The sequence below is a fragment of the Aquirufa novilacunae genome, from assembly GCF_045310505.1.
Lineage (GTDB): Bacteria > Bacteroidota > Bacteroidia > Cytophagales > Spirosomataceae > Aquirufa > Aquirufa novilacunae.
This window is the reverse complement of sequence record NZ_JBEWZG010000001.1, coordinates 512,997-539,464: the sequence shown is the minus strand read 5'-3', so window position 1 is coordinate 539,464 and position 26,468 is coordinate 512,997. Positions and strand designations below refer to the sequence as shown.

20 protein-coding genes are annotated in these 26,468 nt (G+C 41.9%); 6 read left to right on the top strand and 14 right to left on the bottom strand.

All coding sequences use genetic code 11. The features are described 5' to 3' along the window. The first annotated feature begins 3 nt into the window (after positions 1 to 3). The 3 genes from V7S74_RS02435 to V7S74_RS02425 are packed head-to-tail and all read left to right on the top strand — an operon-like array spanning position 4 to position 3,034. The gene (locus tag V7S74_RS02435) at positions 4 to 1,194 is read left to right on the top strand and encodes an acyl-CoA dehydrogenase family protein (RefSeq protein WP_406777182.1); all 1,191 of its coding nucleotides are present in this window, start codon (positions 4 to 6) and stop codon (positions 1,192 to 1,194) included. Beyond that, the gene (locus V7S74_RS02430) at positions 1,194 to 2,183 is read left to right on the top strand and encodes a phosphotransferase family protein (RefSeq protein ID WP_406777181.1); all 990 of its coding nucleotides are present in this window, start codon (positions 1,194 to 1,196) and stop codon (positions 2,181 to 2,183) included. The genes V7S74_RS02435 and V7S74_RS02430 overlap by 1 nt, the downstream gene beginning before the upstream one ends. Continuing rightward, positions 2,180 to 3,034, top strand: coding sequence for a 3-hydroxyacyl-CoA dehydrogenase NAD-binding domain-containing protein (locus V7S74_RS02425; RefSeq protein ID WP_406777180.1), 855 nt, complete (start codon positions 2,180 to 2,182; stop codon positions 3,032 to 3,034). Before V7S74_RS02430 ends, V7S74_RS02425 begins: the two co-directional genes overlap by 4 nt. Here the strand turns inward: V7S74_RS02425 and V7S74_RS02420 are convergent, their stop codons facing one another. Genes V7S74_RS02420 through V7S74_RS02395 form a run of 6 tightly spaced genes read right to left on the bottom strand, consistent with a single transcriptional unit; the run spans position 3,035 to position 15,992 of the window. Further along, complete coding sequence (locus V7S74_RS02420; protein WP_406777179.1) at positions 3,035 to 5,092, bottom strand: penicillin acylase family protein; 2,058 nt, start codon at positions 5,090 to 5,092, stop codon at positions 3,035 to 3,037. It abuts the gene before it with no gap. Next, on the bottom strand, positions 5,092 to 7,554 hold the full coding sequence (locus tag V7S74_RS02415) for a PIG-L family deacetylase (RefSeq protein ID WP_406777178.1): 2,463 nt from the start codon (positions 7,552 to 7,554) through the stop codon (positions 5,092 to 5,094). Before V7S74_RS02415 ends, V7S74_RS02420 begins: the two co-directional genes overlap by 1 nt. After that, a complete protein-coding gene (locus V7S74_RS02410) occupies positions 7,554 to 8,918 on the bottom strand; it encodes a Gfo/Idh/MocA family protein (RefSeq protein WP_406777177.1) in 1,365 nt (454 codons plus the stop codon). Before V7S74_RS02410 ends, V7S74_RS02415 begins: the two co-directional genes overlap by 1 nt. After that, positions 8,915 to 10,222, bottom strand: coding sequence for a glycoside hydrolase family 30 protein (locus V7S74_RS02405; protein WP_406777176.1), 1,308 nt, complete (start codon positions 10,220 to 10,222; stop codon positions 8,915 to 8,917). Before V7S74_RS02405 ends, V7S74_RS02410 begins: the two co-directional genes overlap by 4 nt. 9 nt (positions 10,223 to 10,231) lie before the next feature. Beyond that, on the bottom strand, positions 10,232 to 13,585 hold the full coding sequence (locus tag V7S74_RS02400; RefSeq protein WP_406777175.1) for a HEAT repeat domain-containing protein: 3,354 nt from the start codon (positions 13,583 to 13,585) through the stop codon (positions 10,232 to 10,234). Between the two features lie 7 nt (positions 13,586 to 13,592). Beyond that, on the bottom strand, positions 13,593 to 15,992 hold the full coding sequence (locus V7S74_RS02395) for a TonB-dependent receptor (protein ID WP_406777174.1): 2,400 nt from the start codon (positions 15,990 to 15,992) through the stop codon (positions 13,593 to 13,595). A 103-nt stretch (positions 15,993 to 16,095) separates the two neighbouring features. Here V7S74_RS02395 and V7S74_RS02390 point away from each other — a divergent pair, with 103 nt between their 5' ends. The 3 genes from V7S74_RS02390 to V7S74_RS02380 are packed head-to-tail and all read left to right on the top strand — an operon-like array spanning position 16,096 to position 20,500. After that, positions 16,096 to 18,201 (top strand): penicillin acylase family protein, encoded by a 2,106-nt coding sequence (locus tag V7S74_RS02390; RefSeq protein ID WP_406777173.1) that lies wholly within the window; start codon positions 16,096 to 16,098, stop codon positions 18,199 to 18,201. Positions 18,202 to 18,233: 32 nt separating this feature from the next. Then, positions 18,234 to 19,448, top strand: a complete 1,215-nt coding sequence (locus V7S74_RS02385) for a PAS domain-containing sensor histidine kinase (protein WP_406777172.1) — start codon at positions 18,234 to 18,236, stop codon at positions 19,446 to 19,448. After that, positions 19,445 to 20,500 (top strand): response regulator, encoded by a 1,056-nt coding sequence (locus V7S74_RS02380; protein WP_406777171.1) that lies wholly within the window; start codon positions 19,445 to 19,447, stop codon positions 20,498 to 20,500. Before V7S74_RS02385 ends, V7S74_RS02380 begins: the two co-directional genes overlap by 4 nt. On the opposite strand, the gene V7S74_RS02375 is transcribed toward V7S74_RS02380, so the two are convergent. Genes V7S74_RS02375 through ccoS form a run of 8 tightly spaced genes read right to left on the bottom strand, consistent with a single transcriptional unit; the run spans position 20,490 to position 26,449 of the window. After that, on the bottom strand, positions 20,490 to 21,155 hold the full coding sequence (locus V7S74_RS02375) for a sulfite exporter TauE/SafE family protein (RefSeq protein WP_406777170.1): 666 nt from the start codon (positions 21,153 to 21,155) through the stop codon (positions 20,490 to 20,492). The two genes, V7S74_RS02380 and V7S74_RS02375, sit on opposite strands and share 11 nt — an antisense overlap. Next, positions 21,155 to 21,601, bottom strand: a complete 447-nt coding sequence (locus tag V7S74_RS02370) for a FixH family protein (protein WP_406777169.1) — start codon at positions 21,599 to 21,601, stop codon at positions 21,155 to 21,157. The genes V7S74_RS02375 and V7S74_RS02370 overlap by 1 nt, the downstream gene beginning before the upstream one ends. Further along, on the bottom strand, positions 21,594 to 22,979 hold the full coding sequence (ccoG, locus tag V7S74_RS02365) for a cytochrome c oxidase accessory protein CcoG (RefSeq protein ID WP_406777168.1): 1,386 nt from the start codon (positions 22,977 to 22,979) through the stop codon (positions 21,594 to 21,596). The genes V7S74_RS02370 and ccoG overlap by 8 nt, the downstream gene beginning before the upstream one ends. Before the next feature lie 34 nt (positions 22,980 to 23,013). Further along, on the bottom strand, positions 23,014 to 23,226 hold the full coding sequence (locus V7S74_RS02360) for a YgaP family membrane protein (RefSeq protein WP_406777167.1): 213 nt from the start codon (positions 23,224 to 23,226) through the stop codon (positions 23,014 to 23,016). 2 nt (positions 23,227 to 23,228) lie between these two features. Further along, positions 23,229 to 23,972, bottom strand: coding sequence for a cbb3-type cytochrome c oxidase N-terminal domain-containing protein (locus V7S74_RS02355; protein WP_406777166.1), 744 nt, complete (start codon positions 23,970 to 23,972; stop codon positions 23,229 to 23,231). Positions 23,973 to 23,976: 4 nt separating this feature from the next. Beyond that, positions 23,977 to 24,165, bottom strand: coding sequence for a hypothetical protein (locus V7S74_RS02350; protein ID WP_406777165.1), 189 nt, complete (start codon positions 24,163 to 24,165; stop codon positions 23,977 to 23,979). Positions 24,166 to 24,170: 5 nt separating this feature from the next. Next, entirely contained in the window at positions 24,171 to 26,297 is a 2,127-nt protein-coding gene (gene ccoN / locus V7S74_RS02345; RefSeq protein ID WP_406777164.1) for a cytochrome-c oxidase, cbb3-type subunit I, read from the bottom strand. Continuing rightward, positions 26,294 to 26,449: a cbb3-type cytochrome oxidase assembly protein CcoS gene (gene ccoS, locus V7S74_RS02340; RefSeq protein ID WP_406777163.1), complete on the bottom strand. Its 156-nt coding sequence runs from the start codon at positions 26,447 to 26,449 to the stop codon at positions 26,294 to 26,296. The genes ccoN and ccoS overlap by 4 nt, the downstream gene beginning before the upstream one ends. Between the last annotated feature and the right edge of the window lie 19 nt (positions 26,450 to 26,468).

Sequence of the window (26,468 nt, the reverse complement as noted above, 5' to 3'; positions counted from 1 at the left end):
TGTATGTTTGAATCAGAAAAAGCACTTGAGCTTGTACCTCGCTATCGGGAGTTTCTCGAGAAACACATCATTCCTTTAGAGCAAGGAGCCATTTATGGTTCATTTAGAGCGCATTTACCTGCTTTACACGCTCTACGCGCAAAAGCAAAAGAAGAGGGATTGTTTGCCCCTCACCTGCCAGTTTCCCATGGAGGCTTAGGTTTAAGCCTAGTAGAGTTTGCTTCGATTTCTGAAGTGTTGGGTACGAGTCCTTTAGGACATTACGTATTTAACTGCAACGCTCCAGATATCGGAAACATGGAACTGATGCATCAGTTTGCTTCTCCCTATTTACAAGAGACTTATTTACGGCCTTTAGAGCTTGGAGAGATTCGTTCTTGCTTTGCGATGACAGAACCAGAACATTCGGGAAGTAATCCGGTGCACATGTCTACAACTGCCGTTCGGGAGGGAGATGAATACGTCATTAATGGGCATAAATGGTTTACTTCTTCTGCGGATGGGGCTTCCTTCACGATTGTGATGGCGGTGACGAATCCTTCTGCTGAGAATCCGCATGCTAAGGCGAGTATGATTCTCGTGCCTTTGGATACGCCAGGCTATCGAAGGATTCGCAATATTTCCATCATGGGTGATGAGGGCGAGGATTACCTTTCTCATAGCGAGGTGGAATTTGTGAATTGCCGGGTACCGGTATCTCATTTGATAGGCGAAGAAGGCTCCGGTTTTCAATTAGCGCAAGTACGCTTAGGACCAGGGCGTATTCATCACTGTATGCGTTGGATCGGTATTTGTGAACGTGCGTTAGGAATGATGTGCGACCGGGCGATAGAGCGAGAATTAAATCCAGGTCATTCTTTAGCGATGCAGCAAACCATCCAAAACTGGATTGCCGAAAGCGCCGCAGAAATCAAGGCCTCTCGCCTATTAGTGCTGAATACCGCACACAAGATTGAAAAAGACGGCGCTAAAGCCGCAAAAGAAGATATTTCGACGATTAAGTTCTTTGTCTCGGATGTGTTAATGAATGTAATTGATCGTGCGATACAAGTGCACGGAGGATTAGGAATTACAGACGACACACTATTATCTTTCTGGTACCGCCATGAGCGCGGTGCGCGTATTTATGATGGGCCGGATGAGGTGCACAAGACGGTGTTAGCGAAGAGCATTCTTAAATCACGGAGAGGCTAATGGAAGGCTTTGAAAAATTACCTGCCTATTTAGGAGTTGACTCTCTTGAGATCACCGCTTTTCCAGGAGGATTTTCGAATCTGACCTATGAAGTGCAGGTTAGTGACGCTTCTTACGTCTTACGGAGACCACCTCATGGTTTGAAGATTGCCAAAGCCCACGATATGATTCGGGAGTTTCGCGTGCTTCAGGCTCTAAAGAAAGCCGGATATACAAGGATGCCGCATCCCATTTCGGCTTGTGAAGATGAGTCCGTTATCGGTGCTCCCTTTTTTCTAATGGAGAAAGTTGAGGGAATGATTATTCGGAATCGTCCGCCCTCTGAGGCGACACCTGAGTTTTTCCGCAGCCTCTCTCAATCCGCTCTGGATGTGTTAATTGAATTACACTCTCTGGAGTTATCTGAATCAGGTTTAGGCGCTTTAGGCAAACCCGAGGGTTATGCTCTACGCCAAGTGCAAGGCTGGGCCGAACGTTTTCAAAAGGCGAAGACTTCAGAGGTTCCTTCGATTGAGGAGGCATTTCATTGGCTTTTATCTTCGATTCCGTCAGAGTCTGATGTAGCCTTTATTCACAACGACTTCAAATACGATAATTTGGTCATTTCTTCCTCGGGCGAAGTGCAGGCTGTTTTAGACTGGGAGATGGCTACGGTGGGCGATCCGTTGATGGATTTAGGGACGACTTTAGCCTATTGGGCAGAGGCGGAAGATGAAGATATCTTGAAGATGTTCAATCTGTCCTATGTGCCAGGTAATTTTACCCGCAGCGAGTTAATTGCCTATTATGGCGCTAAGACAGGACGCGATTTGCGGGAGATGAACTTTTATTATGTGTTTGGGCTGTGTAAGGTGGCTACCATCGCACAGCAGATATACCAGCGTTATAGTTTGGGGTATTCGAAAGATCCTCGATTCAGTGTATTAAATCAAGTCGTGGAGGCCGCGGGTAGAATGGCCATCAAATGTATTCAAACAGGAAAAATATGAAAATCAACAAGGTGTGCATCTTAGGTGCAGGGACATTAGGTACAAGAATTGCTTTGCAGGCTGCTTTGTCAGGCTTTCAGGTGACGGTGTATGATATTAACGCGGAGGCTTTTGTGTCATCTAAAAAAGTGATGTCTAAGATTCTTCGAATGCTTACCTTGAGTGAAGACGTGATCGCAACGATTCAATTTACAACTGATGCGGCGGAGGCTGTGGCGGATGTTGATATTATCTCGGAGTCTGTGACGGAGGAATTACCTTTGAAACGTCAGGTTTGGGCTCAGTTTTCTGCTCTGGCGCCGGCTAAAACGATTTTCACGACGAATACCTCGTATTTATTACCTTCTATGCTAGTGGATGTGGTAGATCGCCCTTCCCTATTTTGTGCTTTCCATTTCCACGATGTGTTTACGGCTAAGGTGGTAGATATTATGCCGCATGCGGGGACTTCAGAAGAGGTAATTACGCTGTTAGAGGAATTTGGCAGAGCTTTGCGACAAGTACCGGTTATCGTGCGGAAAGAAAATCCGGGATACGTGTTTAATTATATGTTGATGGCGGTAATAGGTGCTGCTGGTAAGTTAAGAACGAAAGAAGTGGCTAGCATGGAGGATATTGATAAATCCTGGATGGTGAATTTCCACATGCCGATGGGTCCTTTTGGGATACTTGACAGTATCGGTTTAGATACCGCCTGGCACGTGACGCATAACTTAGAGGACGCCGGGTCTCAAGCTTTTGCCGCCTTATTGAAGACCTATGTAGATGCAGGGAAGCTAGGAGAAAAAACAGGGGAAGGATTTTATAAATACCCTGCCCCTGCGTTTAAAGAACCCGATTTTTTAACCTAATTATTCGGGCTGGTAGATTCTTTCTGCATTTTTTAATACTTCGGCTTTATCCAAAGTCATACGTTTCGTTTTTTGTGCCTGATACAATTTGCGTTGATCTGCGAAGTGCTTTGATTCTGGATGAGAACTAGCCCCAAAGGTATTGACCGTTTCGATGAGAGGCAAACCTCCATCTTTTGGAAACTTCACAAAACCGATATAGGCATCACCGGAATTCATTTTGCGTTGTGATTGGCCCATTGGCTCAGACATCACAGCAGCTAACACATCCGGCATTCCAGCTTGTGGCCAGTCTTGATCTCCCCTTTTTAGGCGCTGAAACTCACCTAAAGTGACATCCAAACGGCCGTAGTGCTTTTGAAGGAAGTCATGTACATATTGAACCAATTCAACAGCTTCAGCTTCCGTTAAAGGATCTTTGGAAGCGGATTTGCGGATTTTGGAAGCCTGGTAATAGGCGATATTATAATACAAGGCCCCTACGCTCTCGATATTCGTCACGTGATCCCATTGTTGAATTCCTTTGATGATGGTAGTCAGCGTGGGATATTTAGAAGCATCCAGTGTAAATAACACCGAGGCATCTAAGCCATACGGATATAAAATCTTCGAAGGTAATTGGCGATCGAACTTAATACGCTTTAAATCCTCTAGACTAATCTTGTCATAGGTATCAATTAAATCCTTTGCGCGCTGAGAACGGTTATTGTGGTAGGTCTCATAGCCGTCGTATTTATCATAGTTTGCCGGATTCAAATTCTCATTCACCGCTGTAGCCATAAAAGGCGAGTGATTTGTATTAAATAAATAACCTGATGCCGGGTTTAAATGCTGAGGTAAGGCGTCCAGTGGTTTAAACTTTTCCCAAAGTGTCTCCCGCGTATTCCCTGGCAGTGTGGAGGCCCAATTGTATTTGGCATTACGATACGGCATCTTTCCATTCGAGATATAGAAGATATTATCGTCTTTGTCCGCATACATGATGTTAAACATCGGTAAATGATTTTGATTTAATGCAGCCTTGAACTCCGTAAAGTTCGTAGCGCGGTTCATGGCATACCATTGTTGTAAGGCACCCGCGTCCATTAGGGATGGAAGTCGAAGTGAGAAATAGGCTCCAGCAGGTGATTTTACCGTAGGACCATAGATTGATTCGTAAGCTACTTTAGTAACAGGGAAAGGGATGCCCTTGATGTTCAGTTTAATTTTACGTTTTTGAAGAGTTAACCATTCGCCGTCCACCTTATATTGTCCTGGATGCGCTTTGTCCATCTGTAACTGATATACATCGATTTTATCCTGGAAATTCACGGTATGAGCCCAAGCCAGATTAGGCGTAGTCCCGTGGAAGATTAACGGACCTCCCGGGAATAAACCTCCCAAGATATTCCAACCCTCATCACTCTGCACATGCGCCTCGTAGAAAGCGGTAGCTCCTTCAATAGGTTGATGGGCGTTTATGACTAACATAGGCTCGCCGGTAGCAGATTTAGAACTCTTAATCGCGAAGGCATTACTTCCCTCTCCTGTGAAACCAGGTAGAGACGGTATCGATCCGTCCAGAATCTTAGGAAGTGTTTTATCTACGCCACAAAAGATCGCCACAGAGAACATGGTCGTCGCAATGTAATCCTCAAGGGCAATCGGAAATACGTGTTTGTTCAACACTTCGGAAGGATGCGCTTTTCGATAGGCTTCTAAACCCATCAAATACCCCTGCACTAATTGCAAGAATTTAGGATCCATCGACTTGATCTGTTGATCTACGACTTTACGCGTATTCAATAAACCAAATACGAAATCTACTGGAGCACCTTTCTTGCCTAAATATGTACCTAGTTTACCTTTACCCGTTAAGATCAAGGTCTGAATTGTTTTAAAATCATCTTCTGAATGCGCATAAGCTAAACCATAGGCGACTTCAGGATCCGTAGGTGCGAAAATGTGAGGAATGCCATAGGAATCGCGGGCGATCGTGATTTTATCTTTTCGAATCAAGGGCTGTTGAGCTTGAGCAATAAAGCCGATGAGGCATAAGGCAAGTACGCGTAATTTCATTAGTCAGGTTTTGCGAGTAAGTTAGCTAATAAGCGGTAAGCTCCGGGAACACCGGCTGGAATCTCTCGGAAGAAAACGAGTCCTGTGTAGATGAACTGTCCTTTTCCGTATTTAGTCACAGCGATGTTGCCTTTGTTTTCCGATTCATTTGGATCCGAAAATCCTAAAGGAAACTCGAAGTGTGGATCATTTGTTTCAACCGTATAAATACTGCGCTCTTGAATCCAATCTGCAAAATCAGCTTCCGTGATTTTATTCGGTCGGTTAAGTAGCGCGTGAGCTGGAAGCAAGAAATTCGGTTTTGCTTCTTCTTTCGTGATCCGGTTACGGGTCACCAATAAAGGATAAGGCGACATGTTAGATTTCATAGGGCCTAGATAGCTCGCGGTATTGTATTGCACCACATAATTTCCCCCATCCTCCATGTATTTCATGATTTCAGTAAAGACATTCCCCCAGTACTCGTTGGTATTATAGGCTCTCACGCCTGTCATCACTACATCGTATTGTTTTAGGTTCGCTGCAGTTAAATCTTTCTCTGTTAGGAAATCCACCTCATATCCCATCTGTTTTAGACCTTCTGGTACTTTATCTCCAGCACCTTTGATGTAGCCTAGTCGATTACCTTTCTTCGCAAAATCAATATGAAGCAGGCTTAAATTCACGGGTGTGAAATAGCGTTGAGTAGGAATGTGTGCATATTCAATGGTTTGTAGTTCCAAAGAGTCTACCCATTGCTCAGCCCCAGAAGTAATATGCAATTGAACCGTAGACGAACTCTTACCTTCTTTTAGGTTAGCTTCTGTGAAAGAAATAGGCCATTCGCGCTTTTCACCTGCTTTCATTCCTTCTTTTAAATCAATCGTGCTTAGGGAAGTTGCTCCTGTCTTTACTTCAATTTTACCCGGTTTTAAAGCTGCTAGCGCAGTAATCGCGATTTGGATGCTTTTCGTAGTCTTCGATCCGCGTGGCAATAAAACGACGTTTGAGCTGAGGCTAAAGACGGTTTTAGGACTGATGGTGATGGGTTGAAGAATCTCCCCTTTCACAGGATCTATGATAAGTTCTTGAACGGGTCTTTCAATGTTGAATTCTTCCCCTTGAATGCTGAAGGTAGCTTTCGCGGTATAGGCAGCATCTACTTTTGCCTGACCTATTTTTTGCTGATCAGCTACGTTAAAGTGGCCTGTCGACTTCGTCTCTTGAATCCAATAAGGCTGAGTAATGAATGCGGAGGCCAAGATGCTGCGTTGTAAAGGGTATTTTTTGTAGGGCTGTATTTTACCTACGAAAGTAGTATCCTGTCCCGCAAAAGAAACAGCTACATTCTCAACAGAGATAGGCGCACGCACGATAAATTCCGTTTTGATGTTCAGTTTTTCACCCGTGGCAATGATTCCTTGCGTTGTTGTGGCACCGAGGTAAATACCTGCAGCTTGAACTACCCAGGCGTCGATTTCGTCGATTTTTTTCTGAGTCCACGAATTAGATGGTAAAGCTTTTATTGCTTTTTTTAAACCGATGAGAGCGGAAATACTTTCGTATGGCTTAGCTGGATTGTATTGCTGTATGATGGGTGTGATTAGGGCATCAATGGAGGGATTCACTCGATTCCAAGTCGCATCTACCCCATCCCACAAGTTGTCTTTCGGTGCATCACCCGCTAAAGTCGCAAAATACTCGGTGCTTCTGCCCCGGTCAACCGCAAAGCCAAAACCCTGAGATTTATGTTGTGAACGGCTGAAGGCGGCTAATTCACCGGTGCTTTGGCCTAAAAAGGGCAAATAATCCCCAATTTCTACCTTAAACTGCGTATCGCTGATAGTCGAATTCCCCGAAGAACCAGGAAAGCGGAAGGTATTCCATAGTAAGCGTTTCGCCTGCCAAACCTCCACGCCTTTTTTCAATTGTTCCGGAAACAACTTCGGGTCAGCGGCAGCTTTGTAGGCTTCAATCGCTAAAGCCGCGGAGGCAGAATGGTGCCCGTGACCAGCGCGTGCATCCGGTGGAAAACGCGTAAAAATGATATCTGGACGTGTTTTTCGAATGACCCACACCAGATCGGATAAGATGAGTTGCTTATCCCAAAAACCTAAAGCTTCCTCCGTCGACTTCGAAAAACCAAAATCAAAGGCACGAGAAAAATATTGATTAGCCCCGTCGATACGTCTTGCTGCCAACAATTCTTGTGTTCTGATCAGCCCCAAGGGTACTCCTTGTTCGTCACCGATGAGGTTTTGGCCGCCATCCCCTCGTGTACAAGCAAAATAATTCGTCTCCCAATGTTGCTGCTGAGCAAACCAGGTTAACATGTGCGTGCTTTCATCGTCTGGATGTGCAGCGACGTGCAATACGGATCCTAGGACACGTAATTTCTGCAAATCTTCCCCTAATTGGGCAGAATTGCGTTGTTGTGCGGTGGCAGTTAAGGTAATTAGGGCAAACAGAAATATCTTTTTCATTAGCTTAACATGTTTCTATTCCATGGACCACGGTAGTTACGGGCAAGCAATGCCGTTGCTTCTGGATCGTTTAGGACGGTTTTCGTACCAGGATCATAGGAAAGTGGACGCCCTAATTTCATAGATAAATTCGCCAGAATACAAGATGCCGTCGAAATATGACCTTCTGCGATGTCTGCTACAGGTTTTGTGCCTTTGTCGATCGCCGCTAAAAAGTCTAACATGTGACCGCGGGTAGCGGGAGCTGCATTCAATTCAATGCGATCTTCTTTTAAATCTTCCGGGTATTTTTCTTTCTCATATACGACGTCCTTATGCAATTTCTCTGCTTTGGGATCCGTGGGCGTGAAATCGTATTTCATCGTACTCATTCTCAGCGTTCCCTTTTCACCATAAATGGTTAAACCCCACGGATATTCCGGATCTGGCGCTGTTCCCCAGGTTCTATGTTGCCAAACGCAGTTCAAGCCATTGTACTCAAAAACGGCAGTTTGTGTGTCAGAGATATTTGATTTGCCTTCTTTTTGGACATATATCCCTCCTTCTGAACTCACGCGATTAGGCCAGCCTAGATTCAGCATCCAGCGCGCCGTATCGAACATATGTACGCACATATCACCGACAATACCATTTCCATATTCCTCAAACGTTCTCCACCAGCGGGTATGCGGTAAGCCGTCATAGGGACGCAATGGAGCAGGTCCTGTCCACATATCATAGTCAAAATAGTCTGGAACTGCTTGAACTGGTGGATTTCCGTTATTGCGCATGTGGTAATAGCAATACATTTCCACATGAGCGATTTTACCAAGCAATCCTTTGTCAACGATTTCTCGTTTCGCTTCAATCAAGTGCGGCGTACTTTTGCGCTGCGTTCCCACTTGAACCGTTTTACCGTATTTTCGAGCCGCTGCCACCATGGCTTCGCCCTCTAATACATCCACGGAAATTGGTTTTTGAACATAAACATGTGCTCCCGCTTTTACAGCATCGATCATTTGCAAAGCATGCCAATGATCTGGGCTTCCCACGATCGCAATGTCCACTTCATTTTCCTTCAAAAGCTGGCGATAATCACCATATAATTTGGGCGTTTTACGGGACTTCTGTCTTGCCGCCACTAGTTTACCAGCTTCTGTTAATTGATTTCGATCCGGATCACAGAGTGCCACCACTTCTACCGGAACTACCTGCATTAAACGGAATAAATCACTTTTTCCATACCATCCGGTACCGATTAAGGCAACGCGATAAGGTCTATTCGGATTCACTAAGTCTAATCCATAAGCGCCAAAAGTCGATAAGGCCAAAGCGGCTGAGGCCCCTTTCATGAAGTGCCTGCGATTGATATTGAAGTTGTTCATAGGATGATCGTTAAGACTGATTCAGCCGGTATTTCTAGGTTTAGTTTTTCAATCGTAAGGTTCTTTTTTCGTCCTTCATTTTGAACGAGAAGCACTGTTTTTCCATCTGGACGCTTAAAGGCAGCCGCTTGAATTCCTTCCGGAACTTCTATTCCTAATCGAATAGAACCTGCAGGTACGAATTTGGCCGCCTGCATAACAATATAGTAAGATTGATTTTTTACGATTTCCTGACCTGAGATAGTCAAGGCACCAAGGCATTCAGTGCAACCGCCAGGAGTATGCGGACCATAGCTCGGATCATTGGCTAAATTCCATTCAATCGCCGTTTTTGCGTGATTATTTACCGCTCCCAAGATGACATTCTTTACATGCCACATAAAATCCCCCGTAAAATCTCCTTTATAGCCCGTCCATTGCTCGGTGAAATAGAGGTCTTTATCTGGATGGGCAGCTTTCACTTTACTTAAGGCAGCAATATCCCCATTGTACAGGTGAAAGGCGGATCCGTTCACGTATTTTCTCGTTTCAGGATCATTTAATAAATCAATCGCATATTCTGGATGATCGCAATTGTGATCGTAAACGATGATTTTAGTTTGGATGTTTTGTTTTTGAAAGACAGGTCCCAAAGCCGTTTTAATAAACTTCGATTGCATTTCAGAACTCATGTACATACTGGGATTATTTCCAGGATGTAAGGGTTCATTTTGAGGCGTTAGGGCCCAAATATTGATTCCCTCTTTAGCCATCGCTTGGATGTATTTTGCTAAATAATTTGCGTAGGCCACGTAATGCTTTTCTAACAAGGAACCTCCTTTGCTATTCGCATTATCTTTCATCCAAACCGGTGGAGACCAAGGCGTTGCCATGATTTTGATCGCAGGATTAAGGGCAATGATTTGCTGTAAAACGGGGATTAAATCCGCTTTAGAGGGTTCTAGGTTAAATTTTCTCGGTTTGTCTTCATAAGAGAAAACAGTGGCATCTAGATCGGTTGCTCCTACTCCGATGCGCAAAACGGAAATCCCGTTAGGCCCAAATAAGTCCTGTAGTAAAGTGGCTCTTTTACTCGGTTCTAGTTGTTGAATTAGTTGGGCACTGCCACCTGTTAAGGTAAATCCAAAGCCATCGATGCTTTGAAAGCTTTGCTCTGGATGTATTTTAATCTTCGCACCTGTGAAATCTGCGCTCAGTTGATCCGTTTTTTGAAAGAAGGATTTTTGCTTAGGTAGACTTAAAAATAGTTCTGTTTGCGAAAAACAAAAGAACGGCAAGCTAAGCAGCAGCACAAGTTTTTTCATAGGTTTATCTTATTTAAGTGAAGATAGGTACTCTACCACATCTCTGATTTCTCTTTTACTCATCAAACTTCCCATGGGTGGCATTCCCGATGGAAGGTTTTCTCTTGATTTTATTCGAGAAACCGGAATTCGCAAAGGCTCGGCATCATTGGTCTTTAATTGCACAAGTTCATCCGTTTCTGAAATAATGGACCCTGTTACTTCTTGCCCATCTGTTAAAACGAAATTTGTGCTTCCATAACCTGGTGCAATACGAGCACTTGGTTCGATAAGAGCCTGAAGTAATTGTTCTCTACTTAAACGAGACGCAACCCCCTTTAGGTTAGGGCCTACCATCGTTCCCTCACCTCCTACGATGTGGCAACGAACACATTGTACGGTAGAATTGTATTGGAAAATCATTCGGCCATCTGTGACAGATCCTCCATACAAGGCTTCCATGTATTCATCTGTTAAAGTACCTTTGACTTTTAGTGCATCTAATTTTGCCACCAACTTTTCTTCATTACTTGCTTCTACGGCTTCCATTAGGTCTAATTTAATCCCCGTAGGCAATTTATTGTCGACCATTTTATCGATTAATTCGGATAAGATGGCGGAAGTATTGGCCGGCTTCATCTTCGCCATACTCTGCAATAAAGCTTGTTGTTCGGACTGTGAACCCTTCTCAAAAATCGGTTTTGTAATGGCAGGCAATTCTTTTGCCCCTAGTTCAATTTTATTTAAGTTACTCAGCGCAATTCCGCGAACCACTTTACTTGTGTCATTCATACCTGTTTCTAGAATCGTAGCAAGTTTAGGAGAGTTTAATGCGGCCAAAGAACTCAAAAATGCAGCTCTCACCTTCGAATTGATATGCTGTTGGAATAGCGTGATCTCTGTTTCTGCAAAATCTTTCAATTGCAATTCGGCTATTAACTTGGCCGTTGAGATTAATACATCTGGATTTTCAGAAGCTAAAAATGCAGGGATTTTATTTTGAATTCGAGCGATAACATCTACTGGATTACGATCCAATACACCACGGTGGCGACCATCTACACGATCCATGACCGAAGGGTTTGCCCAAGATCCTAAAGTCGCGATGGCTTCAGCCCTCAACTCCTCTGAAATACCATTTCTCTCCGCATAGGCAATTAATAAATCAATTTCTTTCGCAGTACCCACTCGTAAACAAGCATTGATGGCTCTTCTGATGATGGCTTCCTCTTTTAAATTAGTATTGCCTAGAGTAGCAGCTAAGGCTGGTAAAGCTGCCGGAATAGACTCATCGTCGTTAATTGCTCTTGCGGCTTCTGCAACGATGTATTCGTCTTTATCCCCTAAGAAAGCCTGAATTCCTGGGTGTGCTAATCTTCTTAAAACAAGCACTGCAGCGATACGCAAAGAGCGATTAGGTGAATTTTGTAAAGCAAGCATTGGTTCTGCTTGTCCGATTCTGGAAAGCGCTAAAACTGCAGCATGACGGATATATAAATCTTGATCTGCATTCTTTTCAATTTGCTTCAATAAAGCAGGAATGGCTTGCTCTGATTTAACACGACCTAAAGCCTGTGCTGCAAAGAAGGCTACTCTCGGATTAGATGAGGCAATCAAAGGAATCATTTGCGCTTCCGCTGAGGCATCATAGATATCGCCTAATACCTTTAATGATTGGGCTATAATTTCCTCATCTGAATCGCTTAAAAGTGGAGAAATCGCTTTCGCTGCCTTCAATTGACCTAATCCCCAGATGCCATGAACGCGGGCTAATTGGTTCTCTTTCTGTTGCACCGCTTTTACAAAAATGTCTGCCGCTTTTCTTTCAGCTAATTCATATTGTGCTTTTAAACGAATGCGCTGATCTGCATAAAACAACAAGTCATAAAGCTGTGTCAAGCTCTGTTTCGAATAATCTTGTTGAATGTATTTTTTCGTTTGCTCGCGTTCTGCTTTTAAATCATTTTCCTTTTCGTTCACATCAATTTTCCAGATGCGACCGTAGTTCTTTGTATCCCATCCGAAAATCCAGTCGGAGGCATACAAAGCTCCTTCAGGACCAAAACGAATCCCTGTAGGCAAAATTCCACTCACCACATCTTCTTCTGATTTAAAGTCGAAAGAAGCACCTTTGGGCTTTAGGTCAAATGACCAAATGTGGGAATTGTTCGCATTACCCACGAACTCTACCAAGAAGAATTTGTTTGTCCAGCGCTTTCCTAAAGCGGTTCCAGGATTCCAAAGCATTCCCGTAGGTCCATTGTGGAAATTGCGAATCGGAGGAATGATATAGGCTGCCTGACCTTCCCAGCGAGGCACATATAATTTTTCATCCATCCAAACCTTATAGGAGTTGTTTCTCGGATCTGTATACTTACCATATTGCCAATTCGAACGCCATCCGGCATCAGAACCTTCCACTACGTGCACTAAACGCTCACTTTCACCTGGATGATCACCATCATTATCGGAGCTGATTAAGTTGCCATAATTATCAAATACAAATTCGTGCGTATTGCGTAAACCACTAGCATAGACTTCAAACTCAGAACCATCTGGATTCGATCTTACAATCACTCCTGAATTAGGATTCTTGTATTTTTTACCATCTTTTGCGGTGATATTTGCACCTATATCTCCAATCTGCCAGTATATTTTACCATCCGGGCCCTCCGTTAATCCGGACATTCCATGTCCGCCAAAACCAATGTGAACGGCATAACCCGTTGAGATCGATTCCGGGTTTTTCCATTGCCCATTATTATGCTTTAAACGCATCAAATCAGGTCCGATAGCCACGAATGCATCTTTCTTACGAACTAATAGTCCACCAGCTACGTCTGTTATTTCTTCATTGAAACCATGGAAAACACGGGTCGATTGATCGGCATATCCATCGCCATTCAAATCTTCCACCTTATAGATCTCCTCTTTTTCCACTTTCAAATCCAACCAATCGTGAGATCCATCCCCATTCATGTCTGGAAGCCAGGTGTTTTTAGCTGAGTTTTCGGGTGCAAAAGTACGTCTTAAAAAGGAACGACGGTCTTCCACCGTTTGAAATCCAATTGATTCCGTCATCCAGTCGCGGTGTCCACGGATATCAAATTCAGATGCTTTGTTTCGGTTCGTGCTATTGACGAATATGGCCCCTTTGTCATCTACTGCTATTGCCACCGGATCTTGTAATAAGGAATCAGATGCCCATAAATCAATTTTTAGGCCATTAATTAATTTAATTGGCTGCTTGTCTTTAATGGCTTTTGCATTTTCAACGACTTTGGCTTGATCTTCATAAATAATTTTGAAGGTGTCATCTTTTCCTTGTTTAGAACACGAAAAAAGGGCGAATGCAGTGCAGGAATAAAGTAAAAATCGTTTCATAGGTTTATTAATTTTCTTCATCCATCATACTGCGGCGTTGTTTGGCCGCTTGTTTGGTGGTTTTGAATCGGTAGTTAAATGTTAAATTAAAAGAACGTAAACGCCCTTGTGATTCTCCGCGCGTATAAAATCCGGATCCATCTCTTGGTTCTAGGAATCGAGACTCGTAGCGATTAATTCGGGAGTTAAAGATATCTAAAATACTGAAAGTTAGTGTTCCGTTACCTTTCAAAATATCTTTTGAAGCAGATAAATCCATCCAAGCCATGTAGCCTCTAGAACCCTGTGGAGTTAACTGTGGAGCTTCGTAGTTAGCTCGAATTTGGAAGTCTGTAGCCCCTATTTTAATGCGGGAACTATGTCTTGCAAACCAAGAATACGTGTCACTCTTGAAGGCAGCATTCACATTTGAGGCATCTGTAATCGCTCGGAAGGCATTAAAACTTAAATCCGCTTTGTAGGATTTAGTGAAATTCCAAGAACTCGCCACCTCAATTCCCATGGATTGTTGGTCTGATAGATTGGCGGGTAATGTTCTTGCAAATCCTAAGGTATCTACCGTTCTGAAACGTTCGATTTTGCCAAAAGTTTGACGGTAATAAACCGATGAACTGATGCTTCCTTTATCAAAATACTTTAAGTGCCCTAAGTCAAATGAATTCGTGAATTCAGGATTCAAATTAGGATTTCCAGAGAAGAAATTACGGTTATCAGAGAAGGTTACAAAGGGACTTAAGTCATTGTATGTAGGCCTTCTAACCCGTCGTGAATAACTGAATTGAAAGGAATTATCCGGCGTGATGGTATACGTAAAATGGGCACTAGGGAACAGATTGGCATAATTTCGAGGATTCTTCTCCCCTGTTTCTTCCAATACGGTTTGAATATCCGTCGTCTCAGCTCTTAACCCGAATTGATAGGAGAACTGCTTCATTTTATTGCCAAAAATCAAATAGGCCGCGGAGATATTCTCTTGGTAATTAAATACATTTTTTAGTCCTGGCACGACAGTAAATGCACCTGAGGCTTGTTTTTCAGTTACCATATAATCGTTGATCATATTTCTGAAACTAGTGCGCAAACCCATTTCGATTTTTGCATCCTTTCCGATCGGATTTACATAATCCGCTTGAAGTATCCATTGTCGCTCAAACTCATCATTTAAAGCTTTTTGAACTTTTGTTAATTCAGGAAAGGCAGACCCGTCTCCTTTTTTGCCATATTGAGTGTAAGTTTGATCAGAACGTTCCCAATAGTCTAAATAACGCAAATCGGCTGAAAATTCTTTTCCTTTTTTAGCGAAGCTTTTCTTGAACGTAAGTGCATATTCTCCATTGGGTTCAGCTTCCGTTTCGTCCTGTTGACGATAGGTATCACTAAATAGGTTGAATAAATTACCTCGGTAATCCAAGTAATTAAAGTCCGTAATTCGCTGCACATCTGTTCTGCGGTAAATATAGGAAGCAGTTAAGATTGTTTTGTCATTAAAGAAATAATCGGCACCTCCCCTCACGTTATTGACTAATCCAGTCACATTACTGGAGGAATTCTGGTTTAAATAATTGGTTTGTTTACCAGTATATACTTCTTGGTATAGGCTGTTTCTGCCGGGAGTTCTGCGGTAAAAAACACCATAATTCACAAAGAAATTGAATTTGTTTTTGCGGTAGTTGACAATGGCTGTTCCACCAAAATTCTCTGGATATCCTGTCGTCGTTTCAATCGCCCCATTGAATCCTTGGTTTTGGTTCTTTTTCAGGACAATGTTGATGATACCAGCCATTCCTTCTGCCTCATATCGCGCAGAAGGATTCGTTATGATTTCAACTTTATCGATGAGATTTCCTTGCAAGGATTGCAAACCGGATGAACCATTAATTCCAGCTAATGTAGAGGGTTTTCCATCGATTAAAATCCGAACATTATCGCTTCCGCGGAGTTTAATGACTCCTTCAGGGTCTACTTGGATAGAGGGTAGATTGCCTAAAATTTCAGAGGCAGTCACCCCTTTATTAGCTAAATCAGTCCCTACATTGAAAATTCGCTTATCTAGGTTGAGTTCCATGGAGGCTTTTTGGCCCTTCACAACCACCTCATTCAAGGTCTGATTACTCTCTTTTACGGTGATTAAACCCAGATTTACGGAAGCGTTAAATGTCTGATTCGCTAATTTCAGCGGCTCATAGCCGATACTTTCTATCAAAACATCATACAATCCTGGGGCAGCCTCGAGGGTAAATTTACCCTTCTCATTTCCGATGGTGCCTGTCACTAAGGAAGTACCTTTAAATAGTCGAATGCTTGAAAATGGGACATTGACTTCTCCTTGAATTTTAATTTTAGATTGCGCAAAAAGGCTGTTAGCACACAATAAAGCAAGTATCGGAAGAAGCCGAAGTAGTTTCATAGGTTTGGTTTAGAATATTCTTGTAAGTTAGAAAGACAATTTTACATTGTTTATACCCTCCTGACCCGATTTTATTCTTATTTTTAGCTAATAAATTTTGAAAATGAAAAAGGTATTCTTCTTCCTATTTATCCCCTTTTTAAGTCTAGCAAATCCGTATGCGGATCAAGCCAAACGAGTAACGATCTACCGCGATCAATGGGGAATTCCTCATATTTATGGAAAGACGGACGCTGACGCGGTTTTTGGCCTTTTATATGCGCAATGTGAAGATGATTTTGCTCGGGTAGAAATGAATTACATTGAAAAATTGGGACGGATGTCGGAGGTGAAGGGTGAGAAAGAACTAGCCTACGATCTCTATATCAAGTTATTAATAGATGAAAAGGAGGCCAAAGAAGAATACAAAACAAGCCCTCCTTGGCTTAAAAAACTGCTCAATGCCTATGCGGATGGGATTAATTATTATTTACTAAAACATCCAGAAGTTAAGCCTCGATTAATCACCCATTTCGAACCTTGGTTCCCTCTTTTATGGACGGATGGCTCCATTGGTGCCATTTCAACGGGTGATGTGACAGAACAGGAAACAGCCCTTTTCTATGGATTATCTGCCCAAGTGGCGAGTGTTAAATACCAAAATCCGGATGAAAAGCTCACGGGTTCTAACGGTTTCGCCGTAGGACCAGCTTTATCTACATCCGGCAATTCCTTACTTTACATTAACCCCCACGTTACTTTTTATTTTAGACCGGAGGTGCACGTTGAAAGTGAAGAAGGTTTGTCTGTTTATGGGGCTATCACTTGGGGTCAATTCTTTATCTATCAAGGCTTTAACCCTTACAATGGGTGGATGCATACCTCTTCTGAAGTGGATGTGGCAGATGCGTATATGGAAACCACACGTTCGCGGGAGGGCCAGATGGAGTACCTGTTAGATGGTAATTGGATTCCCTTTAAGACGAGATGGATTACGTTAGGGACTAGAAAAATTAAGACCTATTATAACCACCGAGGGCCTGTTTTAGCCGCTAGAAATGGGAAATGGATTTCGGTTCGCTCCTATAATAGGGCTAGAAAAAGTTTAGTTCAAAGCTGGTTACGAACGAAAACCACCGGTTTCGCTGACTTTAAGCGAGTGATGGAAATGCGCGCCAATACCTCTAATAATACGGTTTATGCAGACAATAAAGGGAATATCGCCTATTGGCATGGGAATTATGTGCCACGTAGAAATCCTACGCTAGATTGGGGGATTCCGCAAGATGGCTCCACCTCAAAGAATGATTGGAGAGGTTTACACAATTTAGATGAGATTGTTCATTCGTATAATCCGGTTTCCGCGTGGATTCAAAACTGTAATTCAACTGCTTTTACCGTAGCTGGACCTTCCAGTCCTTTGCGCGCTAACTACCCCGTTTATATGGCGCCGGATGGGGAGAATTTCCGGGATCGGAATGCGGTACGTTTATTTTCTAAAACGAGTAAATTGGATTTGTCAGGGTTAATTGGGCTGGGATATGATCGTCGATTAATGGCCTTTGAGGTGTTAATTCCTTCTCTTTTAGAAGCGATCGCGGGTGAAGCTGATTTTCAGGAAGTGGCGAATGAATTGAAAAAATGGGATTATAATGCCTCAGTGACTTCTATTGCCCAAACTATCGCTGTTCGTTGGGGGCTGAAAATTATGCCTAAAATGACTAAAACGAAGCAATTTGGGGGAGAAACCGACGTGGTGCAGAATATGGAAAATTATGCAAAAACGGGTTCTCGGGAGGAAATGCGCCAAGCTTTACGAGTAGTGATGAAAGAACTTGAATCTGATTTTGGAACTTGGAGAGTGGCTTGGGGGGATCTAAATCGTTTCCAACGGATTTCCAATCAAGAGGTTTTGCAGATGGATGATGCTCAGCCGAGTATTCCCGTTCCATTTACTTCCTCGGCCTGGGGACAGCTTCCCTCCTACACGAGTCGCTCGATTCAGGGAACTAAAAAATGGTATGGGGTGAATGGAAATAGTTTCATTGCCGCCGTGGAATTTGGCCCTAAAATTAAGGCCTATTCTCTACTCGCAGGTGGCCAAAATGGTAGCCCGTCTTCCCCTCATTTTTTCGATCAGGGTAAAATGTACGCTGAGGGTCAATTTAAAGAGGTTTATTTTTATAAATCGGATGTTTTGAAGCACGCTGTATTTTCCTATCATCCTTAAATCTTTGTATATTTAAGTCTAAATTAAAACCAATGCCTAATCAAATACAAGCTGGATTCGAATTTGAAGCGATCTTTCAGGAGGCCGCTATTGGTATTTTGGTAACGAATTCTCAATTCGAAATTATCTTATCCAATAAGTTCGCTGATAAGCTTTTTGGTTTTGAAACCGCTGAATTATTGGGAGAAAATATTTCCCTTTTGATTCCGAACCACCTGAAGGACAGACATCACGGGCATTTAGCGAATTTAGGCCACGAAAAACCTATTTCTAGACCTATGGGTATCGGTTTAGATTTGAAGGCCAAACGAAAGGACGGTTCCCTCTTTCCCATTGAAATCTCTTTATCTCACTTTAAAGCAAGTGATAGTATGCACTACATCGCTTTTGTGAGTGATGTGACGTTAAAGCGCAAAGTGGAAATGGAGTTGATTTTAAAAAATCAACAAATTAATCAACTGAACGAGACCTTGGAGCAAGAAGTCGAGGCGAGAACTCAGGCGCTTCAGAATACACTGAACAAGTTGGAAGTGAATGCGAAGGAGTTGGAAATTTCGCTGGAGAAAGAAAAAGTGTTAGGGGATTTAAAGACGCGATTTGTGTCGATGGCCTCCCATGAATTTAGAACACCTTTGACGTCCATTTTAGGTTCAGCAACACTCATTGAGAAATATACCAAGGAAGAAGATCAACCTAAGCGAGAGCAGCATATTAATCGAATTAAATCTTCCGTGAGTCATTTGACGGAGATATTAGAAGAGTTTCTCTCAGTTGGCAAATTAGAGGATGGAAAATTGGAAATTCATCCCACTGAATTTATTTTCAGCGATTTTATCAATGATATTCTATCTGACTTTAGTACTTACAAGCGTATTATTCGATTAGATATTGGGGAAGATTTTACCTGCTGCCAAGATCCGTCTATATTAAGAAAGGTTGTTTTTAATGGACTTTCGAATGCCTTAAAATTTTCGCAGAAAGAAGTGGTCTTACAAGTTAAACGAAAAGAATCTTTCGTTGAATTGTGCATCATTGATCAAGGAATTGGGATTGGTGAGGAAGATAAAAAACATTTATTTGAACGTTTTTTTCGAGGTGGAAACGCTACGGTAATTCAAGGAACAGGTTTAGGATTACATTTGGTAGATAGATATATGAGATTATTGGGTGGGAATGTAGAAATTAGGAGTGAGTTAAATAAAGGCACAGAACTTTGTTTACAATTGCCTATAAACAAAAATTTATGAGCAAGCGCATTTTGATCATTGAGGATAGTGTGGATATTCGGGAGAATACCGCTGAACTCTTAGAATTATCTGGATTTACGGTTGAAACGGCCTCGGATGGCCTGGAAGGCGTTCGATTAGCTCGGACTTGGAGTCCAGATTTAGTTATCTGTGATATTATGATGCCTAATTTAGATGGATTTGGGGTTCTGCAAGTCTTCTCCAGTCAGGCGGATTTAGCGTCGATACCATTCATCTTTTTAACCGCGAAAACGGATCGTGCAGACATGCGCAAGGGTATGGAAATGGGGGCTGATGATTATTTGACCAAACCTTTTCAGGAGGTGGAATTATTAAAAGCGATCGAGGCGCGTTTGAAGAAGTCCAAAACAATTAATCCCTTGTTTGAATCTATTTCTGATGTATCCGCGGTGCATGAGGCTTTAGCTTTTTTAGAGTTACCTAGCTGGGAAGGAGAAAAGAAGACACAAACACATGCAAAAAAGCAGGTAATTTATTCTGAGGGTGATCATCCGATTCGTTTGTATTATTTGGCCAAAGGAAAAGTAAAAACCTACCACACAAACAAGGATGGCAAGTATTTCATTACCTCTTTTGTTCAGGAAGGAGAATTTTTTGGTTTTGTGGATCTATTAGAAAATCAAGCCTACCGTGAGAGTGCTGAAGCCCTCGAGGAAGTTCAAATCTTGAGTGTTTCCTCTGCCGACTTTCTGCAACGAATAAAAGAAAACATTCACTTAGAGGTATTTTTCAGAAAAGCGTTGACCGCCTATCTACTTAAAAATGAAAAGCTTTTAGTTGAGATGGCTTACCAAAGCCTTAGAATGCGTGTCGCTATGGTCCTCGTTGAATTAGCAGACACCTATGGTAATAACCATTCAGAGCCCTTAGTTATTAAATTATCTAGAGAAGATCTTGCTTCTCGTGTGGGGACGGCCACAGAATCAGTTATCAGAACGCTGAGTGACTTTAAGAAAGAAGGCTACGTAGATGTTAAGGGTGGCGAAATGACGCTAAAAAACATAGAAGGATTAGCGAAACTCAAATACTAAACGGATGACAGATAATCGGACTTAGGCTTGAATGCGCTAAATAGTCTGAATAGGCCATCCCAATTCCCCAAGCACCTCTAAATAGTAGCACAGCTGCTACTAGCCAGCCTAGGTATTGAAAAACGGCCTGTTTTTTTAGTTTTCCAGTTCCCCATAGGTATAATTGTAAAGCGGGCAAAGTCGCAATTCCAAGCAAAAGCATGCTGAAAGAACCATAAAGTGGATTCGGTTGGATTAAAGCGACACTTAAACCTGCGACCACAAGTCCACAAGGCAATAATCCATTGGCCATTCCTAAGACAAAATAGCCTATAGGCCCCATTTTAGACCCTATTTTCTGAAGTCTTTTCCCGATGGTTTGATGTAAAAAAGCGAGAGGCCCCTCTCCTATATTTTGGCTGATTAATAACAAAATAATCACACCTGCTAATAGGTAATAATAGGACCATAAATTAGGGAATAACCAAATAGACCCGATTCCTGCCACAAAATAGCCTAATACGCCATACATGAATATTCTTCCCAAGGGATATAAAATCATTCGGGCAGGTGATTTTCCTCGTGCATTAATTTGTGCTACGATGGGACCGCACATGGCAAAACAATGCCAGCTTCCGGCTAATCCAATGAGAAAGGTATAATACCAAGTGTACATTAGGGGATCAAAATGCGTTGTTCTTCTACATAGTTTTTACCTGCTTTCTCCCATTGCAAGCTTACATTCCAAGGTCCCTTGATCAAGAAGTCTGTTTGGATGAATGACAGTCCAGACGAATCAGATGTGATTTTTAGCGTTTTATCTAAAGTAGCATTGGAAGGACGGTAAAAAACAAGGGTTCCTTTTTGGATAGAGGATGGAAATTGAATTTTCGCTTGTTTGAAATCGTCAGCAAATTGGATGCTTGCTTTTTCTGCCAAAGCTTCCGTCTGTTTCCGCTCATTAATTTTTCGTTGAAATTCTTGCCCATCCGCATAGTAGTTCTTGCCCACTAATTCGATAGATTCTTTGGACATATTGACATAAAAATAAGCCATAAATGCGCCAAAAAGCACAAATGTGACGATAATTCCGTGTCCCCAATTAAAGTTAAATTTATTCATCTGGTTGTATAAAACTCGTTTTGATTATTTCTTCTTTTCCACTGGTTTCTGTAATCTGTACCGGAACCTTTTCTCCGTTCTTCCACTTGCCTAGTTTGATTTTTAGGAAGAACTCCCCTTTCGCCATTTTTCCCGGGTTCACTAAATTGATGGGTTTTCCCACCCACACAATTTGAAATGGTTCTGGCGCATCTATTCTAAAACTTTGCTTCTCCATGGACTTATTCAGCACTTCCATTTGGTATAAATTACTTACCTCGTTCTTCTTTTCATCCACTTGGAAGATCATTCCTGGAGTTCTTAATAAAGTAGTTTCAAAGTTCGTTCGGGTGATTAATAAATAAGCGAGACCAGCAATTATTAATGCTAAAACAGTGCTATATGCACCGATACGCAAGGTAAATTTGAGTTTTTGTCCAGAATTTACTCCATTTAAAGAATCATAGCGAATTAAACCGGTAGGTTGATGCGTTTTTTCCATGACCATATCACAAGCATCTATACATGCCGTGCAACCGATGCATTCTAATTGATTGCTACCATTTCGAATATCAATTCCGGTAGGACAAACGCGTACACACCAATGGCAATCTATGCAAGAACCTTTCTCTTCGCCTTTTCCACGCGGTTCCCCCCTTTTATGATCATATTGAACCAGAATGGAATTATTATCTAATAATACGCCTTGCAGACGACCATAGGGACAAATAACCATACATACCATTTCTCTGAAACGGGCAAATACAAAGTAAAAGACCGCTGTAAAAATAAGAATGGCGACTAGACCTACTACGTGATTTAATGGGGGTTCTGTGACTAATTTTAGCCATTCCTTTTTGCTAATGATATACATCAAAAAGGTATTGGCAATGGCGAATGATAATAGAACGAATAAGGTATGCTTTGTCGCTCTTTTAATAACTTTCTCTGTATTCCAAGGGGATTCTGACAGTTTTCTTTGCGCTTTGTCATCCCCCTCAATCCAATATTCAATCTTCCGAAAGAGCATTTCCATGAAGATGGTCTGAGGACACGCCCAACCACACCAGATGCGACCAAATAATACCGTAAACAAACTGACAAATAGGAGAAACGCGACAAGTCCTAAGGCCACTAAATGGAAGTCTTGTGGGAAAAAGGGCACACCCCAGAAGATAAATTTCCGCTCCAATACATTGAATAGAAATATCGGATTTCCATTATATTCGATCCAAGGTAAACCGAATAATAGCGTTAATAATAGATACGAAAAGTACGTTCTTAGGCGATAGAATTGACCAATAATTCGACCGGGATAAATCCAAAGTCGTTTCCCATCCTTAGTCTGGTTGTACAGATGGTTTCGGTAATCCTCATTATCTAAATTAAATTGTGACATAAAAAAAGAGGGTCCGTTGCCGGACCCCTTTACATTAAAATGGATTCTTTTCTCGGCAGGTACTAATTCCAAATGGTTTATATAATAAACACACTCGAATGATTCCAGTAAGTGCAATAACTGCAGCTACGATGTAGACTGTTAAGGCTAGATTAGCTGGAATAATTTTCGAATAAGCTAGAATGGCTAACACTACTGCAATGGCTAGACGAAAGATTCGGTCCATTTTGCCTACGTTTTTTTTCATAATTAAGGTGTTTTAGTTTCTGTTCCTTGTGGTTCTTTCGCACCAGGAGGGTTAGTTCCTTGCAGCGTCAGAATATAGGAGGCAACTTTCTGAATTTGTAAAGGATTCAATGACTTATTCCAAGCGATCATCCCCTTTTCGGGAATTCCATGAGTAATCGTCTTAAATAAATCTTTTACACCCCCTCCGTGAATCCAAAACTTGTCAGTTAGATTAGGACCCACGCCTCCTTGCCCCTTATCTCCGTGACAAGCTACACAATTTGTAGAATAGATTTGTGAGCCCTCTGTTAAATCTTTCGCAGCGGTTACAATAGTTACATTGTCCTCATTCACCGAGTTGGCAAACTTCTTCATATACTCCTCGCGTACTTTTTCAGCTACAGCCACCTCATTTTTGTATTCGGTCTCTTGGATATTTCCATCTTGGTAAACGTGGTAATATGCACCATAAACAAGTGCAAATAGGATAGATAAATAAAACAAATACATGAACCAGGGTGGTGTAGGATTATCTAATTCCGAAATACCATCGAATTTATGATTCATTAAAAGATCCTTCTCTTTCTCTAAAGGTTTTAATCCCGTAAAGTTATCCCACCAGCTAAGCTTCTCAATAGGTTCGGGCGAAGCCTGGTCAACTAGTTTTTTTATGGTCACCTGTAATTGAAGTGTAACCACTAAAATGACAACTCCTGTCATTAGGATCATACTTACTAACCAAATTTCAAGAACATTCACTGACATAGTATTACGATTTTAATGGCTCATTTAGGTTATTTCCCTCATTGAAAGGCATTTGTTTCATTTCAACAAGGTGCTTTTTGTCCATCCAAATCAAGTAGATGCCCACTAAGATGAAGAAGGTTAAAAAGGTCAAAAGCGAGAATATCATATAATTATCTGCTCCTGGTATATTAGATATAAATTGCTTAAACATGGTAGCTATTTTTTAGAGATGTCAGTACCTAAACGTTGTAAATAGGCAATCAAAGCAATAATTTCTTTGTCTTGACTTACTTTAATTTTCTCTGCTGCTAAGTTAGCTTGAATGGCTTTTGCCTGGGTATTCAAGTCTTTAACTGCATCATTCACTTCTTGAGTAGAATACGGAACCCCTAATTTTTTCATGGCCGCTAATTTATCCTGCGTTTGTGAGGTATTCAGCGTTTGTTCAAGTAGCCAAGCGTAATTAGGCATAATTGATCCCGGAGACATGCTGCTAGGCTCTCTCATATGGTGGTAATGCCAAGAATCTGGATATTTTCCACCCTCCCGGTGCAAATCAGGTCCCGTACGTTTAGACCCCCAAAGGAAGGGATGATCATACACAAACTCCCCAGATTTCGAGAATTCGCCATAACGTTCTGTCTCACTTCTAAAAGGACGAACTAATTGTGAGTGGCAACTAACACAACCTTCACGGATATAAATGTCACGTCCTTCTAATTCTAATGAAGTATAAGGTTTAACTGATTCAATGGTAGCTACGTTTGATTTCACCATGAATGTTGGAATCAATTCGACAAGAGAACCCACTAGGATCATCACTAAAGAGGCTACTAGTAATTGGATGGGGCGTTTTTCAATCCAACGGTGCCAATGTCCATCACCGTCGTGTTTTTCCTCTATGATCGCTAATGGTGCGGCTTCTGCTTTTTCATTAGCTAACAATGATCCTTTCGACATGGTCTTAAACAAGTTGTAGGCCATTAAAATGGCTCCAGTTAGATATAAGGTGCCTCCAAATGCGCGCATCATATGCATGGGTAATAATTGCAGCGTAGTATCCAGGAAATTACCGTATTGTAAGGTTCCTTCTGCTGTGAATTGCTTCCACATCATCCCTTGAGTAAAACCTGAGATATACATGGGGATCGCATAGAAGGCGATACCGATGGTTCCGATCCAAAAGTGTGTTTTGACTAATTTTTCCGAATAAATCGTAGTTTGGAAGATTCTAGGGAAAAGCCAGTATAACATGGCGAAGGTTAAGAATCCATTCCATCCTAAAGCCCCCACGTGTACGTGTGCTACGATCCAGTCGGTAAAGTGGGCAATGGCATTGATGTTTTTCAAAGACAACATGGGACCCTCGAAAGTCGCCATACCATAACTTGTAATACCCACGACCATAAACTTCAAAATGGTATTCTCCCGAACTTGATCCCAAGCCCCTCTCAAGGTTAAAAGGCCATTGATCATACCTCCCCAAGATGGCGCAATTAACATGATAGAGAAAACGACCCCTAGGGATTGAGCCCAATCAGGTAAAGAAGAATATAATAAGTGGTGAGGCCCCGCCCAGATGTAAATAAAGATTAAGGCCCAAAAGTGTAAAATGGATAGTCGGTACGAGTAAACGGGACGATTCGCCATTTTTGGCAGAAAATAATACATCATCCCCAGGAAAGGAGTCGTTAAGAAAAACGCCACCGCATTATGGCCATACCACCATTGAATTAAGGCATCTTGAACACCTGCATAAACGTAATAGGATTTTAAAAATGAAATGGGTAATTGCACCGAATTAGTCAAGTGTAAAACGGCCACGGTAATGAAAGTCGCAATGTAAAACCAAATGGCTACATATAAGTGACGTTCTCTTCTTTTGAAGATAGTTCCGAACATATTCATGCCAAAGGCTACCCAAACCAATGTTATGGCGATATCTATGGGCCATTCCAATTCCGCATATTCATGCGAAGTAGTGATGCCTAAAGGTAAAGTAATAGCCGCTGCAACGATAATTAATTGCCAACCCCAAAAGTGAAAATTGGACAAAAAGTCACTGTACATACGCGCTTTTAATAATCGCTGAAGGGAATAATAAACACCGGCAAATATGGCATTTCCAACGAAGGCAAATATCACGGCATTTGTATGCAGTGGACGTAAACGGCCAAAAGTACCATATTGAGTCAAATTCCATGAGGGGGCAAATAATTGTGTAGCAATAATTACACCGATTGTCATTCCGACTACTCCCCAAAGGATTGTGGCAAGGGAAAAATTTCGAACAATTTTATTATCGTAATAAAATTGCTCTAATGAGGTAGATTTTGTGCTCATAGATTCTTAGTTTTTTCGTCTTCGTGTAAAATGCGCATTGCGGGAGTAATTAAATCCTCTTGTTGCCCAGATCGAATAGACCAAACAAAGGCTACCACAAATCCAATCGCCATAAAAAGGCTCAATCCGATCATTAGGTACATTATTTCCATTGGGCGTACAATTTATTTG

Excerpts from the sequence above, each read along its gene's own strand:
- V7S74_RS02380 (WP_406777171.1), top strand. The coding sequence starts at position 19,445 with ATGAGCAAGCGCATTTTGATCATTGAGGATAGTGTGGATATTCGGGAG.
- ccoS (WP_406777163.1), bottom strand. The coding sequence starts at position 26,449 with ATGGAAATAATGTACCTAATGATCGGATTGAGCCTTTTTATGGCGATT.
- V7S74_RS02410 (WP_406777177.1), bottom strand. The coding sequence starts at position 8,918 with ATGAACAACTTCAATATCAATCGCAGGCACTTCATGAAAGGGGCCTCA.
- V7S74_RS02370 (WP_406777169.1), bottom strand. The coding sequence starts at position 21,601 with ATGAATAAATTTAACTTTAATTGGGGACACGGAATTATCGTCACATTT.
- V7S74_RS02375 (WP_406777170.1), bottom strand. The coding sequence starts at position 21,155 with ATGTACACTTGGTATTATACCTTTCTCATTGGATTAGCCGGAAGCTGG.
- V7S74_RS02395 (WP_406777174.1), bottom strand. The coding sequence starts at position 15,992 with ATGAAACTACTTCGGCTTCTTCCGATACTTGCTTTATTGTGTGCTAAC.
- V7S74_RS02425 (WP_406777180.1), top strand. The coding sequence starts at position 2,180 with ATGAAAATCAACAAGGTGTGCATCTTAGGTGCAGGGACATTAGGTACA.
- V7S74_RS02355 (WP_406777166.1), bottom strand. The coding sequence starts at position 23,972 with ATGTCAGTGAATGTTCTTGAAATTTGGTTAGTAAGTATGATCCTAATG.
- V7S74_RS02435 (WP_406777182.1), top strand. The coding sequence starts at position 4 with ATGTTTGAATCAGAAAAAGCACTTGAGCTTGTACCTCGCTATCGGGAG.
- V7S74_RS02360 (WP_406777167.1), bottom strand. The coding sequence starts at position 23,226 with ATGAAAAAAAACGTAGGCAAAATGGACCGAATCTTTCGTCTAGCCATT.
- V7S74_RS02415 (WP_406777178.1), bottom strand. The coding sequence starts at position 7,554 with ATGAAAAAGATATTTCTGTTTGCCCTAATTACCTTAACTGCCACCGCA.
- V7S74_RS02405 (WP_406777176.1), bottom strand. The coding sequence starts at position 10,222 with ATGAAAAAACTTGTGCTGCTGCTTAGCTTGCCGTTCTTTTGTTTTTCG.
- V7S74_RS02420 (WP_406777179.1), bottom strand. The coding sequence starts at position 5,092 with ATGAAATTACGCGTACTTGCCTTATGCCTCATCGGCTTTATTGCTCAA.
- V7S74_RS02390 (WP_406777173.1), top strand. The coding sequence starts at position 16,096 with ATGAAAAAGGTATTCTTCTTCCTATTTATCCCCTTTTTAAGTCTAGCA.
- ccoN (WP_406777164.1), bottom strand. The coding sequence starts at position 26,297 with ATGAGCACAAAATCTACCTCATTAGAGCAATTTTATTACGATAATAAA.
- V7S74_RS02400 (WP_406777175.1), bottom strand. The coding sequence starts at position 13,585 with ATGAAACGATTTTTACTTTATTCCTGCACTGCATTCGCCCTTTTTTCG.
- ccoG (WP_406777168.1), bottom strand. The coding sequence starts at position 22,979 with ATGTCACAATTTAATTTAGATAATGAGGATTACCGAAACCATCTGTAC.
- V7S74_RS02430 (WP_406777181.1), top strand. The coding sequence starts at position 1,194 with ATGGAAGGCTTTGAAAAATTACCTGCCTATTTAGGAGTTGACTCTCTT.
- V7S74_RS02385 (WP_406777172.1), top strand. The coding sequence starts at position 18,234 with ATGCCTAATCAAATACAAGCTGGATTCGAATTTGAAGCGATCTTTCAG.
- V7S74_RS02350 (WP_406777165.1), bottom strand. The coding sequence starts at position 24,165 with ATGTTTAAGCAATTTATATCTAATATACCAGGAGCAGATAATTATATG.